Source organism: Flavobacterium aquaticum (genome assembly GCF_003259835.1).
Taxonomy (GTDB): domain Bacteria; phylum Bacteroidota; class Bacteroidia; order Flavobacteriales; family Flavobacteriaceae; genus Flavobacterium; species Flavobacterium aquaticum.
This window is the reverse complement of sequence record NZ_QLMI01000003.1, coordinates 172,196-187,442: the sequence shown is the minus strand read 5'-3', so window position 1 is coordinate 187,442 and position 15,247 is coordinate 172,196. Positions and strand designations below refer to the sequence as shown.

Here is a 15,247-nt window from a genome sequence, read left to right as displayed (position 1 = left end):
GATGACACGTTTATTTTCTATACTATTTTTGCTTTTTTCAGTAGTTTCATTTGCTCAAGAGGAGGAAGAGGTACACTCGATATTCTTCGAATTTGACAAATACAATTTAAAAGAAGAACAAGCTAATGCTGTAGTAGCCTTCGTTAGTAAAATAGACACTTCGCGCATTGAATCAATTCAAATTTTTGGCTATTGTGATGATAGAGGAAAAGATGCTTACAATTACACTTTGTCTACCAATAGAGCCAATACTGTTAAAGATAAACTAATTGAAAAAGGAATTAAAAGTAAAATCATCATTACACTTGAAGGAAAAGGCAGAATCATGCTTGATGAAGATATGCAAACCAATGTTCCAGAAGCGCGTTCTAAAAACCGAAGAGTGGACGTAGTGGTAAATTTCAAACCCATTGTAATTGAAGATTTAAAAATTCCTGGTGTTTATAGTTCTATCAAAAAAGACCGAATTGTAGGCGACAGAATTTATCTCGACCACGTTTTGTTTGAAAGAGGAAGTAGCCAATTATCATACAAAGGAAAAAAAGAATTAGACCGAATTGCCTTAGAATTACACAAATACAAAAACATTCACTTCGAAATTCAAGGACACGTTTGTTGTACACCAACTTTCCAAAAAGAAGCCATTGACCGCGACACCAAAAAACGCGAATTATCTGTCAATCGTGCCAAAAGAGTGTACAATTATTTTTTGATGAAACGCATCAGCAAAACACGCATGACGTTTAAAGGCTACGGCAATACACAATCCTTAAAAAAAGGGAGCACTTTAGACCGAAGAGTAGAGCTTTTGATTACTAAAAATGAAGTGGTTCCAGTGGAACCGAAGAAGTAATCTCGTTTTAACAAAAGGTATGGTTTTTATATACATTATGTTAAATATTAGATTAACATTTTGAATTTCATTTATAAATCTTAAATTTTGGGTTACATATCCAAAACAAGTGATTTTAAACATGAAATACTATCCTATAGCTTTCTTTTTAATTTTTATTAGTTCTTTTAGCCAACAAAATGGGATAATCACTTACAAATCCTTTTTTAGTGTAAAACAAGCCACAGAAGAACTCAAACAAGAAAACAGAATGTGGTATCAAGAAGAATTAGACCACGAAATGATGGCACAACTGCTTCGATTTACACTTCAATTCAACAATGAGGCCGCTGTTTTTACAATGTCTGAAAACATGATTTCAGATGTGGAAAATCAATTGAGTAAAAGATATACAACAGGTCGTTTTTATGGCGATGCTGTTTTTTATATTAATAGAAAAAAAGACACATTAATTGAACAATTACCTTATTCATTTGCTACGTTATTAAGAAAAAGAAAGGCAAGTTTTATAGATTGGAATTTAACTACCGAAACAAAAGAAATTCAAGGTTTTAAATGTTACAAAGCTACTTATACCTATGTTCAAAAATGGAAAGGTAGAGAGTTTTTATGGCCTGTAGTAGCTTGGTATTGTCCAGAAATTCCTGTTCCACTAGGACCAACAAGATATTCTGGTTTACCAGATTTAATTTTAGAATTACATGAAAACGAAATCGCTTATGTTGTTGAGAAAATAGATCTTGTAAGTATTCCTGAAAAAATAACAGAACCCACAAAAGGAGAAATGTTAACAGATGAAGAAATTAATAATAGAGATCGAAAAGTAAAAGAAGGATTAATGGGAAATTAATCTTTAATGTGGTATCAAAACTTTCAGCAGAAAAAATCAAAGAAAACACTTAATTTTAAAAACATGAAATATTTACTTTTCTTCATCGCTATCCTGTCTTCAACTTTTGTTTTCTCGCAGAAAAGTGGAACCATAACCTATAATTTCAAAATTTTAGAGGATGAAAAATTCATTAAAAACGAAGTTCTTGGGAAGTTTTTTTTACAAGCAATTGAAGGCGCAAAACATCTTAAATTTGAATTGACTTTCAATGATTCCATATCCGAATTTAAACTCATAAAAAACATGTCTTTGGATGGGGGAAATTTAGAAATGGCAATAATAGACAGTAGAGCAAGAAAAGAAATTTACATTTTTAAAAATAAAATTTATTGCAACAATTCTAATGGTCTTTTTAAAGAAAATGAGTTTTTAATAATTGACCCTTTAAATCAAAATTGGGTGTTTACAAATGAATCCAAAATTATCGATGGCTACACTTGCTACAAGGCAACTAATGAATATATCGTAGACAATGGTAAAGTTTTCAAACATCCAGTAATTGCTTGGTTTTGTCCTCAAATTCCTATTGCAATTGGACCCAGAGGCTATGGCGGTCTTCCTGGTTTGATATTAGAATTGCAAGAGTGGAATAGTGTTTTTGGAGTTGAAAAAATTGTGTTTTCAAATGATGTTAAAGAAATTATATTACCAAAAGAAGGCAAAATAATAAGCGAACAAGAATATCAAAATAAATTCGAAAGATCGCGTTAAAGAAAATTCAACATGAAATAATTAACATAAAGTATGGTTTTTATATACCTTTTGTTAAAATAGATCAATCCGTTTTCCGTTATGTTAGTTTTATAGTAATTTGCCAAGAATATTAATCGCCACGTATGAGAATTTTAATTGCCGATGATCACCAAAACATGATTGATTCACTCAAAACATTGCTACCGTTTGCTTTTGAAGGTGAAAAAAACGTTCATATTGTAGAAAGTTTAAATTGTACTGATGCTGTTTTAACAATTAAAAAGCATACTGAAGCCAATGAACCTTTTGACTTAGCAATATTAGATTATTCAATGCCCAGTAATCCTGAATATGAGATTTTTAATGGCGGTGATCTCTGTTTGTTTCTTCGAGAAAAAATGCCTTTATGTAAATCGTTCTTTTTTACTGCGCATCTAGAAGATTTTACTGTGATTGATCTCGACCAACGAGTAAAACCTGATGCTATCGTAATTAAAAGCGATGTCAGTGGCAGTGAATTAATGAATGCTATCAAAGATGTTGTAAAAGGGAACAAGTACAAAAGCACATCTGTTTTACAAAAAACCCACAAAATGTGGGAAGAAGAAATTTTCACTAAAGAAACCAACCGCAAAATTGTTAAATTAATAAGCAATGGTTATAAAATTAAAGAAATTGCAGAAGAACTTTCATTATCAGAAGTTGCCATCCAAAAGAGAATTGCTAAAATAAAAAAAGGATTAAATATTACGGATGATACAAGCATTTTACGCGAAGTAAAACGCAGGGGTTATCTTTAACCATACCAACACGTATGGTTTTTTGATACATTTTGTTAAATGTTAAGGTTGTTGTTTTGAATTTCATTTTTTAATCCTAAAATTTGAATTGGATATCCAAAAACAAAACATTAATTTTAAAAATTTAAACAAAATGCAAAAAATGATTTTTAGTGCAGTTGCACTAGTAGCTTTTTCATTTGCTGGGATGGCGAATGAAATTGAAGAGAAAAATAATAAAATAGTTGTGATTACAACAGACTGTTTTTCAGCAGCTCATGATTATTTAAACAGGATTGATCCTAATAATGAATTATCAGATTTAGAAGGAGCAAGAATAATGAATGCCTATATTGCAGGTTGTGAAAAAGCTAAAATAAAATCTGCAGATTAAAATAAAAAGCTGTCTATAAATTTTACAAAAGTTTACAATTTTATTATGCTTACTTTTTAAAATTATAGACAGCTTAATAATATACTATGAAATGATAAAAAAAATTTTTATAATCAGCTTGTTTTCAATAAACTCCATATTTTCTCAAAGTGGACAAGTTTTTTACGAAGCTATTTCAAAAAAATTTCCAGAAACTAATGAAAATAAAGCAGATGCCTACATAACTGAACTTGAAAACAGTAAGATTTTATTAGAATTGAAATTCAACAAAACAACAAGTTATTTTGCAAAAACTAATTTAAATAAAAGTGATGATTATAACTTTGGTGAGGAAGCATTGAGTATTTTAATTGGTTATGAAGAATTATTTTATAGCTTAAAAGAAAAATCTTTATATTTAAATTCGGATGAAATTTTGGTTAAAAAACCATCAAATCACAATTGGAATATTTCAAGTGAGAGTAAAAAAATTGACAATTATTTATGTTATAAAGCTACTTGTACTGAAAGTTATACAGCCAGAGATGGTAAAACCAAAGAAAGAGTAATTACAGCATGGTTTTGTCCTGAATTACCGTATTCTTTTGGTCCTTTAGAGTTCAATGGTTTACCAGGATTAATTTTAGAATTAGAAAAAAACGGTAATAAAGTAGTGGCAAAATCTATTGTGTTATCGAACAAAGAAATTGAACTAAAAATACCTAATAAAAAAACAATCACTAAAGAACAATACGATAAAAAAATCAAAGAAAACGCTCAATTTTAAATGCCAAAAACCCTTATTCTACTATTACTTTTTCCAATATTCTCACTTTCCCAAACCTTAACCGGCACGGTAAAAGATTCTCTTGGTAACCCATTGCAAAATGCAAATGTAATTGCTAAAGCTTTAGTGGAAAAACAAGGCTTAAAATTTGCTATTGCTGATCATTTAGGGCGTTACAAATTAGAATTAGAAAAAGAGGTTCCTTATGAAGTAAGGGTTTCGTATTTAGGTTTTGTAGAGGAAATCTTAAATCTTCCGGCAAATTTTTCGCAAAAAGAGCATCATTTTAAACTTAAAGAAAACGGGCAAGAATTAAAAGAAATTACCATAACCTACGATTACAAACCTGTTGTGGTTAAAAAAGATACTTTAATTTATGATGTAAAAGCTTTTGCCAACGGTAACGAACGCAAGCTTAAAGAACAATTAGAAAAACTACCTGGAGTTGAAGTAGATAAAAACGGTGGCGTTACGGTTCAAGGCAAAAAAGTGACAAAGTTTTTAGTAGAAAATAAATCGTTTTTTGGTGGTGGCACTAAATTAGGCGTAGAAAATATTCCAGCCGATGCCGTAGATAAAGTAGAAGTAATTGACAACTTCAACGAGGTAGGTTTTCTAAAACAAGTTTCCGATTCTGAAGACTTGGCGATGAACATCAAACTGAAAGAAGACAAAAAGAAATTCATTTTTGGCGATGTCGATGCAGGCGCTGAAGTTGCTAATGACAACGGCTTTTATTTGGGTCATGCCGCTTTGTTTTATTATGCGCCAAAAACGAATGTGAGTTTCATTGGCGACCTCAACAACATTGGTAAACGTACTTTTTCTTTTCAAGACATGATGCGTTTTCAAGGTGGTGCTAGTAGTTTTATTTCAGGTAGAAAACAATTGACTGATTTGTATTCCTTTGCAAGCGACAACACCGATGTCATTGAAAATAAATCACAATTTAGCGCTTTGAACTTTCGCCAAGAAATCAATTCTAAATTAGATGTGGAAGGTTTTGCTATTTTTTCTAAACTTTTTACCAGTACTTTAACAGAAAGTTCTATCGAATATCTTCAAAACACAACCGCCACTTCAGAAGAACGCATCAATAAAGGCGAAAATAAATCGATTTTAGGCATCGGGAACGTAAAACTAAACTACACGCCCAACACTAAAGAGAAATGGTTTTACAACGGCCAATTTCAATCGAGCGCCAATGATATGACTTCGGTTTTAAATTCAAGACTTGATGGACAACAGACTTCGTTTGAAACGCTAAATTCAGCTGATAATGTTCAAATCAAGCAGTTTTTAGAATGGCACAAACAAGTAAATTCGAAACATACGACCACTTTGGTCATCAATCAAAGTTATGACAACCAAAAACCTATTAATACTTGGTTAACTGATACCGAATTTTTAACTGGATTAATTCCGTTAGAAAATGATTCGTTTTACAACATTCAGCAGGTAAAAAAAGTCAAAAACAATAGTATTGATGCGCTTTTTAAACATTATTGGATTATCAACAATTACAATCATTTGTATACCAATGTTGGAAACAATTTAGGAACAACACAACTGCAAATCGCCGAAAAACAATACCTAACCGATGGCACTATCAATGATTTCGCTACCGATGGTTTTGGTAATGATATCGATTATTTGTTAAACGATTTGTATTTGGGTTTAGAATATAAGTTTAAAATTGGGAAATGGGTGAACAAACCTGCCATTTATGCCCATTACTATCATTTGAAAACCGAGCAAATTGCAAACAATTATACGTTAAACAACACGTTTTTACAACCAAGTTGGTTAAGCGAATACGAATTCAATCAATCCGAAAACTTAAAATTCAATTACCGTTTAGTGAATGAATTCCCAGAAGCAAATCGTTTGTTAGAACGTTATACATTACAAAGTTATAATTCGGTTTTTAGAGGAAATGCGTTGTTGCGAAACGAACGTTTTCATAATGCGACATTAAACTATTCCAAAACCAGCATGTATCGCGGTATCATGTTGTTTGCTAATGCAAGTTTTACCAAAAAAGTTAGAACCATTCGTAATGAAATTGGTTTAGATGGCATTAATCAATTTACAACGCCAACCATTACCGATAATCCAGAAACTACGTATCGTGTTTATGGAAATATAGATAAAAAAATCCACAAATTTAGATTGGGTTTAAATGCTAATTTATCATGGTTCAATTACGTTCAAACGATAAATAATCAAACGATAATCAACGATAGAAACAATCAAAGTATTGGAATTAAGTTACGAACAGCCAACAAAAAATGGCCAAGTGCAAGTGTAAGTTATAATAAAATGTTTAGTCAATTTTCAGGATTAACGAATTCAAAATTAACTTCTGACCGATTTGGTTTTGATTTGGATATCGATTTTTGGAAACATTTTAATTTTAAAACCGATTACGAAGTAACCTTCAACGAAAACAGCAACAACATCGCAACTGATTTTAGAATTGCCAATGCGTATTTGAGTTATCAAAAGAAAAACAACCCGTTCCGTTTTGAACTTTCGGCACAGAATTACTTAAACAATGGAACTAAAATCAACAACTCTTTCTCCGATTTTATGATTTCAAGTTCTACAACATACACATTACCGAGAATTGTAATGTTGACGATTAGTTATAAGCTGTAGCAAGAGCTAAAATCAAATTCAAAAATCAAAAGCAAGTTCATACAAAATTTCAAAACTTGAAACCTGAAACAAAATCTTAGTAAGCTTTGTGCCTTATTTGTGTTCGTTGTGTTTAAAAGAGACGCTTAACAGTGTGACAAAATAGAAGTAAAATGGCTCTGTGGAACTCTACTCAACACATTTTATATCAAAAAAACTCGGAGAATCTCTGTGTAAAATTAACTCCTCTTCATCTGAATATGCGGAATATCATCTTCTAAATACATTTCACTGGTTTGGATAAATCCGTGTGATTCGTAGAATTTTTTTAGATATTCTTGAGCGGAAATAGTAATAGCGGTTTCATTGAAATTTTCTTTGATTGCCTCAATAGAATTGCGCATTAATTCGTGACCGAATTTTTTATCGCGGTATTTTGGGCTTACCACAACTCTTCCTATCGAAGTTTCATCAAAATAATAGCCTTTGTTGAACAAACGAGAATACGCCGCTAAATCGCCATTGTAATAGCCTAAAACGTGAAGTGCTTTCTGGTCTTTGCCATCAATGTCTTGATAAACGCAATTTTGCTCCACTACAAACACCTCTGAGCGAAGTTGTAGCAAAGAATATAGTTCAACTGTAGAAAGTTCGTTAAATCGCTTTATTTTGATTGTTATTTCCATATTAAAAAAAGAAGTTCCCAATGAAGGGAACTTTATATTATTTTAAAAACTTAACTGATTGAATAATCGCTTCCAATTCGAAAACCAAATCACGTTTCGATTTTGACGGATTATAAGTGAAGCCTTCTAAAATTAAATAACGGTTGTTTTTTGTGTCTTTGATGGCGTAATTAACAAAAGGTCCCGCCATGAAATCGTTTTTCAATTCCCAAGTTCCTTTGGTTAAATAGGTTTTTTTACCTGCAACTGTTACGTCAAACAAATAAGGAGCATAAGCAGCTTCAGTAATCATCCAAGTATTTGGCAATGTTCCGTGAATGTTGGCTTTTCCTATTTCATCACGCATAGTGATAATATTAGTAATGATATCGCCTCCGTTTTCCACTTTATCAATCGGAACTTGATATACTAAAATACTATTGTAACCTGAGGTAAATTCTTTACGTAACCAAACGAAATTGTCTTTCACCATGTCGTATTTATATCCAAAACCGATTTGAAGACTAATCCCAAACTTTTTTTGTAATTGCGCATCTGAAACCAATGATTTTTTCATTCGAATTTGATTCTCAATGATTTCTGAAGCTTTGATTGTTTTGATAATTTCGGCTGATTTTTCTTCTAAAACATTCAAAACATCTTCTGTATCGGTTCCTGAAATGAAGAAAATATTTTGTGGTTTAGCGAATTTATTGGTGTTAGATACAAATGCAGCTTCTTTCCCTTTTTTCACAACAATAATGTTGCGACTTTTGCGAACAAAACCTTCAAAAACTTTTGTTGGATACTGATTTAAAGTAAACAATGGCTCTTCTTGCGGTAAACCATCTACTGGAGCAGCAAATTTTTTACGAATACTATCGCCAATTTCTCCATTCCACAAATTGTCATCAATAATAATCGAAACATTATTGATTTTTCCATTAGATTCTGATAAAATGGCTTGTGTTTCTTCTTTAGAAGTTTCTTTACAAGACAAAAAAGATAGGGCAACAAAAGTGAATACTGCTAATTTTTTCATGGGGTAGAACAATTTATTATCCGTTAATTTTTAATTTCATTCCGGGTTGAATATTGTCACCACTAATATCGTTCCATTTTTTTATATCATCAATAGAAACGCCTGGAAATTGTTTCGAAATTGAGAATAACGAATCACCACTTTTAACCGTGTAAGTCCCGTCGTTATTAGCTTTAGACTCGGTTTTAGCAATTATTTTTTTGTCGGAATAAATTTTTAATTTTTTTCCTGCTTGAATGTTATTTCCTTTAATGCTGTTCCATTTTTTAAGTTCAGAAATGGAAACATTGTACTTGTCGGCAATTTTTCCAAGACTTTCACCGCTTTTTATAGTGTGAAATTGTGTTTTTCTTTCAAATTTAGGTTTGCTTACGTAGGAAGAGTCAGCAGAAGAGGAAATGGAATCTTTTGAAGTGGAAGCAATAAATTCCGATTTTGTCTTCTCTTTATAGGTTTCTAAATAATTCAAATACGCATAAATTTTCTCTTCGTTAGAAACAAATAATCCCATTTTATTTTTTGGTAAACGCAAATAATGTGGTTCATCTGCCACAAAAGGAATCACTTTCAATTTGTAAATCGGATTTAAAAATTCTAATTGTTCTTCTGAAAATATCCAATAACTCCGCAATATGTTTGAACGACATTTGCTTTTTCACCATGATCGTATCCGTTTCGAAATACGTTAATGGTGCTTTTTTAGGCATAATTCCGTGTTCCTTTTTGAATTCGTAAATATAAAAAGTAGCTAAAAATGCTGGAACGTAATTTGCTGTTTCTTTTGGTAAGTTTTTACGAATATTCCAATAATTTTGACTTCCGCCCGAACGACGAATTGCTTTTGAAACATTTCCAGGTCCGCAATTGTAAGCGGCTAAAACCATACTCCAATCACCAAAAATTCCGTACAAACTTGATAAATATTGACAAGCAGCTTCTGTTGCTTTTAACGGATCATAACGTTCATCAACATAAGAAGTAACTTCTAAATTGTACTGTTTCCCTGTTGGATACATAAATTGCCACAAACCAGAAGCGCCAACACGAGATTTCGCTCTAGGGTTTAAAGCTGATTCTACAATAGCCAAATATTTCAATTCTAAAGGAATATTATATTTTGCTAAATGCTCTTCAAACATTGGGAAATAATATTCCGAAATCGCCATTAAACGCTCAAATGCCTTTGGACGATTTTTCAAAAAGGCTTTAATCGTATTTTCTAATGCTGGATGATATTCGATATTAAAAGGCGATTTAGCATCCATTTTTGCTAATCGTTTCTTTAATAAATCGGTTGAAAGATTGTAGCTAACTTCTGTATCGATATTGAAATTTTCAATGTCGTTATACATATCATTTGACAACTCAAAATTGGCTAATTCCGACAACCATCTTTCATCTATACAATTACTCGTGCTATGATTTACAAACGTTGTCTTCAATGAATCCAAGTAGGACATTTTAGGCAACGGAAGTAAATTTTCTTTTTCTGCAGTTTCCTGCGCAAAACTAAAAAGCGACAGAAAAAGGGATGTTATAATAATTGTTTTTTTCATTCTGTTTTTTGTTTTTTTGGGGCATGTTGATTAGTAATAACTTAATAACCAAAGCTTTATTGTATTCTTAATCTAAAATAGCTGCAATTCCAGGTAAGGTTCTGCCTTCCAGCATTTCTAACATCGCTCCACCACCAGTAGATACGTAACTCATCTTTGGCTCTAATCCAAATTGTTTTACAGCCGCAACGCTATCGCCACCACCTACAAGTGAAAAAGCACCATTTGCAGTTGATTCTGCAATAAATTCTCCTAACGAAATCGTTCCATTAGCAAAAGTTTCCATTTCAAAAACACCTAATGGACCATTCCAAAGAATTGTTTTTGAGTCTAATATAATTCGTTTGATAATTTCTAATGATTTTGGGCCAGCGTCCAATCCTTGCCAACCGTCTGGAATTTGTTTTACATCTACCACTTGTGTGTTGGCGTCATTTGAAAAAGCATCGGCAGCAATAACATCAACTGGTAAATGAATTTGAACGCCTTTTTCTTTAGCTTGCTTTAAAATTTCGATAGCCAATTCTAATTTATCATCTTCGCAAATAGAATTTCCGATTTTTCCACCCAAAGCTTTAATGAAAGTAAACGTCATTCCACCACCAATAATCATGTGGTTTACTTTGTCTAAAATATTTTCAATCACCGTGATTTTTGAAGAAACTTTACTTCCTCCTAAAATCGCAACCACTGGTTTTTCTGAATTTTTCAATACTTTTTCGATGCTTTCAATTTCTTTAGCTAACAAATAACCAAAGCATTTCGCATCTTGAAAAAACTGAGCAATGATAGTTGTTGAAGCGTGTGCTCTGTGAGCTGTTCCAAAAGCATCGTTCACATAAATATCACCTAAAGCAGCTAATTTTTTCGAAAATTCTACATCACCTTTTTCTTCTTCAGCATAAAAACGTAAGTTTTCTAATAATAAAATTTCGCCTGATTTTAGATTTTTTGCCGCGTTTTCAGCAATTTCTCCAATACAATCCGAAGCAAAATGCACTTTTTGACCTAAAATTTCTTCCGTTTTTGAAACGATATGTTGTAACGAATATTTCGCTTCAACTCCTTTTGGTCTTCCTAAGTGACTCATTAAAATTACACTTCCGCCATCTTTCAATATTTTGTCAATTGTTGGCTTTGCTGCCTCGATTCTTGTAGCATCGGTAACTTTAAAATTTTCATCTAAAGGCACGTTAAAATCTACTCGGATAATTGCTTTTTTGTTATTGAAATTGAAGTCGTTAAGTGTTTTCATTTGTATCGAATTTTAATTTGAGCGAATGCAAATATAAATTATTGTATTTTAAATCTTTATAACAAATATCATATTTTGCATTTTTTTAAATTCTTGTAAAACCAACTTTTTGATTTCTTTTCTATCAATTTTGGTAATTTTTGATTAGGTTTGTTCCATGCTTTTCAAAGATATTTTAGGACAGGAACATATTAAAAATCACTTAACTAAGAGTGCCGAAGCCGGAAGAATTCCGCATGCTCAGTTATTTGTAGGACCTGAAGGTTGTGGAACACTTCCAATGGCGATTGCCTATGCACAATATATTTTATGTGGGAATGTTGGAGGAGAAAATGTAGGTGAAAACACCTCTTGTAATCTAAAATTTGAACATTTTTCGCATCCCGATTTGCATTTTGTTTTTCCTGTAGCTACGACCGATAGCGTTAAAAGTCATGCGATTAGTGATAATTTCATGGTAGAATGGCGTCAATTTTTAACTGAAAATCCATACGGAAGTTTGTTTGATTGGTTGAAAAACCTCGGAATTCAGAACAAACAGGGTTTAATTGGTGTTGACGAAGCTACCGAAATCAACAAAAAATTAGCATTAAAAGCTTACGAAGGTGGATACAAGGTCATGATCATTTGGATGGCGGATAAAATGAATGGTTCGTCAGCCAATAAATTATTGAAATTATTAGAAGAACCGCCAGCTAAAACGGTTTTTATTTTAATTACCGAAAGCACTAGCGATATGTTACAAACCATTCTTTCACGTTGTCAAGTGATTGATTTTATTGGTTTGAGCGAAAGTGTAATTGCGGAAGCTTTAGTTTCACGTGAAAATTGTGAGCCAACAGTTGCGAAAAAAATCGCGCATCAAAGCGAAGGAAATTATAACAAAGCCTTGCATATTTTACGAAAAGAAGACGATGAATTTCCATTTGACGAATGGTTTGTAGAATGGGTGAGAAGTGCTTTTCGTGCCAAAGGAAATGCCGCAGCTATTAACGATTTGATTGCTTGGAGCGAAAACATTGCGTCTACTGGAAGAGAAACACAAAAACAATTTTTACACTATTGCATTCACTTTTTCAGACAAGCTTTACTGCTTAATTATCAGGCAAATGACTTAGTTTTCTTAGAAACAAAAGTACCTAAATTTGAATTGGAGAAATTTGCTCCGTTTGTAAATGGCGCCAATATTTCAGATATTTACAAAGAATTAGAAGATGCTATTTACCACATCGAAAGAAATGGAAATAGCAAAATCATCTTAACCGATTTATCTATAAAACTAACACGATTAATCCATAAAAACGCATAATTATGATACAAGTTGCTCCTCTTTTAGTCTTAGCTTTTTTAGCCATCACTTTTTTACAATCTGGATATGATAAAATTAAAGATTGGAAAGGCAATGTAGAATGGTTAACCGGTCATTTTGCGAATACAATTTTAGCAAAACAAGTTCCGTTTGCTTTAGGAATTGTCCTGGTTTTAGAAGTGGTTTCGGGAATTTTATGTGTTTCTGGAATTATCCAACATTTAGTCCAAGATGTGGTGATTAGAGGTTTAGGATTTTATGGTGCTATTTTGTCTTGTATTACGTTACTTTTTCTTTTGTTCGGACAACGTTTAGCAAAAGATTACGATGGTGCAAGAACGATTGTAATTTACTTTATTCCAGCAGTTTTAGTGGTTTTTTGGTTGAACTAATTTAAAATTATTTGATTTTTTATTAGTTAATAAATATTTGCATATCTTTGTAGTGTGAATATTCACTAACCTATGACAATTACAAACGAAATATCAAACAGACAACTTGAAATCATTGAGGTTTCAGGAAAAATACTTATTGAAAAAGGAATAAAAGGCTTAACTACAAAAACGGTTGCTTCAGAAATGAATTTTTCAGAAAGTGCTATTTATCGCCATTTCAAATCGAAAGAAGAAATTTTAATTGCTTTACTATCGCTATTAAAACAAAACATGAACAAGCGATTAACCTCAGAAATTAAACCGCAAAATACTGCGGCTGAAAATTTCAAAGCAGTCTTTACAAGTCAATTCAACTATTTTAAAAAGAATCCTCACTTTGTTGTTGCTGTTTTATCAGATGGTTTATTGGATGAATCCAAAGAAATTAAAACGATAATTCTTCAATTGATGCAAAACAAAATGCAATTGTTGGGTCAAATACTTGAACAAGGAAAACAAACCAACGAATTCAATACAGAAATTTCAACCGAAGATTTATTACCAATTATACTCGGTTCATTTCGTTTTCAAATGCTAAAATGGAAATTATCAAACTTTCAATATGATATCACTACAGAAGGCAATAAAACAATTAACAACTTATTGGCTTTAATACAGAAATGAAAATGCCATGAAAAAAATTGAAAATATTCCTATACCTTTAAAAAAAGGATTTTTGATGCTCTTTTCAATCTTTTGTGGATTGTCAAGTTTTTCACAAGAAGAAAGAATTGTAAATTCATTACCAGAAGTACTACAACTTTCTAAAGAAAAGAATTATGCCTTGCAAAATGCGACATTACAAACACAATTAGCAAATTTGACAAAAAAAACAGCGATAGGAAATATATTAAATCCAAGAATTCCAGCAACCGCTCAATCCCTGAATAATTTTGAACAACAGGTAAGTTTTTTACCTGGACCCATCTTTGGACTACCTGTAGGAACTTTTAAGGAAGTTACCATGGGACAACAATATACCAGCACCTTTTCGATACAACCTCAATTTGATATTTTAAATTTTGGAAGTATTGCCCAGATTAAAAGTGCAAAAATCAACGAACAATTAGTTGAAAATCAAAACAAACTCAACGAGCAAAACATTTATAATCAAATTAATGGTGTATATTTTAACTTACTTTCGTTTGAAGCTCAGAAAAAAATTCTCCAAGAAAACATCAAAATTGCCGAAAGCTTAGTTTTAATCAATCAAAACAAGTTTAACGAAGGAATTACAAGAAAACAAGATGTAAATGAAGCAGAAGCTAATTTAATTGCACTACAAGATAAATTATCGCAACTTATCTTAAACCAAAAAATACAAAAACAAAGTTTAGCGCTTTTCTTTGAAAATGAATTTGATTTAAAACTTACAGAACAGCTTTCAAATTATGAAAATAGGGAAGAATTGGTTGCAACCAACTCCAATTTTAAAAGCGAAAACTACAAATTACAATACCAAATGATGCAACAAGATTTAAAAATTGCTCATTTGCAACAATTGCCTGTTTTATCTTTTATTTCATCATTTAATTGGCAAAATCTAAGTAATGTAAACTATTTTGATGCGAATTCAAATTGGGTAAATTTCAACTATGTGGGTTTAAAAGTTACTTGGGATTTTCCTACTAATGTGCAAAAATTAGCCACCGTTTACAATAAAAAAATTCAATTGAATCAATTGAAAAACAATGCAGACCATGCCGAAAAAGAAAATGAATTTGCCAACAAACAACTAGAAATTGAATATGAAAAAGCGATTGAGCAATATAAAAATTTCAAAAAAATATATCTGCTAAAAAAAGACACTTTTGAAAAAAATTTCAATCAATATCAAGAACAAATTTTGCCATTAGACAAGCTTCTAATTTCGCAAAACGATTTGTTAATCAGTGAGATAAATATGGTAAATGCTTTGGCAAACATAGGATTCTCAAAAAATAAAATTGTGATAAACAACAACTAAAAA

General features: G+C 31.6%; 16 protein-coding genes. 11 read left to right on the top strand and 5 right to left on the bottom strand.

All coding sequences use genetic code 11. From position 1 onward, the window contains the following. The first annotated feature begins 1 nt into the window (after position 1). The 7 genes from B0I03_RS05940 to B0I03_RS05910 all read left to right on the top strand — a co-directional run bounded on the left by B0I03_RS05940 (position 2) and on the right by B0I03_RS05910 (position 7,038). Entirely contained in the window at positions 2-853 is an 852-nt protein-coding gene (locus B0I03_RS05940; protein ID WP_111566541.1) for an OmpA family protein, read from the top strand. Positions 854-974: 121 nt separating this feature from the next. Beyond that, a complete protein-coding gene (locus B0I03_RS05935) occupies positions 975-1,703 on the top strand; it encodes a GLPGLI family protein (RefSeq protein ID WP_111566540.1) in 729 nt (242 codons plus the stop codon). A gap of 63 nt (positions 1,704-1,766) precedes the next feature. Then, positions 1,767-2,456, top strand: coding sequence for a GLPGLI family protein (locus B0I03_RS05930; RefSeq protein ID WP_181452354.1), 690 nt, complete (start codon positions 1,767-1,769; stop codon positions 2,454-2,456). A 125-nt stretch (positions 2,457-2,581) separates the two neighbouring features. Beyond that, positions 2,582-3,238 carry a response regulator transcription factor gene (locus B0I03_RS05925; protein ID WP_111566538.1) on the top strand — a complete coding sequence of 219 codons (657 nt, stop codon included), beginning with the start codon at positions 2,582-2,584 and terminating at the stop codon, positions 3,236-3,238. A gap of 133 nt (positions 3,239-3,371) precedes the next feature. Next, positions 3,372-3,611, top strand: a complete 240-nt coding sequence (locus B0I03_RS05920) for a hypothetical protein (protein WP_146603263.1) — start codon at positions 3,372-3,374, stop codon at positions 3,609-3,611. Between the two features lie 91 nt (positions 3,612-3,702). Beyond that, a complete protein-coding gene (locus B0I03_RS05915; protein WP_111566536.1) occupies positions 3,703-4,377 on the top strand; it encodes a GLPGLI family protein in 675 nt (224 codons plus the stop codon). Further along, entirely contained in the window at positions 4,378-7,038 is a 2,661-nt protein-coding gene (locus B0I03_RS05910; protein ID WP_111566535.1) for a TonB-dependent receptor, read from the top strand. It begins immediately after the preceding gene. A gap of 218 nt (positions 7,039-7,256) precedes the next feature. Here the strand turns inward: B0I03_RS05910 and B0I03_RS05905 are convergent, their stop codons facing one another. From B0I03_RS05905 to B0I03_RS05890, 5 genes are all read right to left on the bottom strand, one after another. Then, entirely contained in the window at positions 7,257-7,703 is a 447-nt protein-coding gene (locus B0I03_RS05905) for a GNAT family N-acetyltransferase (protein WP_111566707.1), read from the bottom strand. Positions 7,704-7,740: 37 nt separating this feature from the next. Beyond that, positions 7,741-8,724, bottom strand: a complete 984-nt coding sequence (locus B0I03_RS05900; RefSeq protein WP_111566534.1) for a DUF4837 family protein — start codon at positions 8,722-8,724, stop codon at positions 7,741-7,743. A 16-nt stretch (positions 8,725-8,740) separates the two neighbouring features. After that, positions 8,741-9,295, bottom strand: coding sequence for a LysM peptidoglycan-binding domain-containing protein (locus tag B0I03_RS13370; RefSeq protein ID WP_449528513.1), 555 nt, complete (start codon positions 9,293-9,295; stop codon positions 8,741-8,743). Further along, positions 9,267-10,280: a lytic transglycosylase domain-containing protein gene (locus B0I03_RS05895; protein WP_317048041.1), complete on the bottom strand. Its 1,014-nt coding sequence runs from the start codon at positions 10,278-10,280 to the stop codon at positions 9,267-9,269. The genes B0I03_RS13370 and B0I03_RS05895 overlap by 29 nt, the downstream gene beginning before the upstream one ends. 67 nt (positions 10,281-10,347) lie before the next feature. Beyond that, positions 10,348-11,535 (bottom strand): phosphoglycerate kinase, encoded by a 1,188-nt coding sequence (locus B0I03_RS05890; protein ID WP_111566533.1) that lies wholly within the window; start codon positions 11,533-11,535, stop codon positions 10,348-10,350. A gap of 157 nt (positions 11,536-11,692) precedes the next feature. On the opposite strand from B0I03_RS05890, the gene B0I03_RS05885 reads away from it, so the two are divergent. The 4 genes from B0I03_RS05885 (at position 11,693) to B0I03_RS05870 (ending at position 15,244) form a co-directional block, all read left to right on the top strand. Continuing rightward, on the top strand, positions 11,693-12,844 hold the full coding sequence (locus B0I03_RS05885) for a DNA polymerase III subunit (protein ID WP_111566532.1): 1,152 nt from the start codon (positions 11,693-11,695) through the stop codon (positions 12,842-12,844). Positions 12,845-12,846: 2 nt separating this feature from the next. Beyond that, the gene (locus tag B0I03_RS05880) at positions 12,847-13,236 is read left to right on the top strand and encodes a DoxX family membrane protein (RefSeq protein WP_026725407.1); all 390 of its coding nucleotides are present in this window, start codon (positions 12,847-12,849) and stop codon (positions 13,234-13,236) included. 72 nt (positions 13,237-13,308) lie between these two features. Beyond that, positions 13,309-13,902, top strand: coding sequence for a TetR/AcrR family transcriptional regulator (locus tag B0I03_RS05875; RefSeq protein WP_026725408.1), 594 nt, complete (start codon positions 13,309-13,311; stop codon positions 13,900-13,902). A 7-nt stretch (positions 13,903-13,909) separates the two neighbouring features. Continuing rightward, positions 13,910-15,244, top strand: a complete 1,335-nt coding sequence (locus tag B0I03_RS05870) for a TolC family protein (RefSeq protein ID WP_111566531.1) — start codon at positions 13,910-13,912, stop codon at positions 15,242-15,244. Positions 15,245-15,247: the final 3 nt, after the last annotated feature.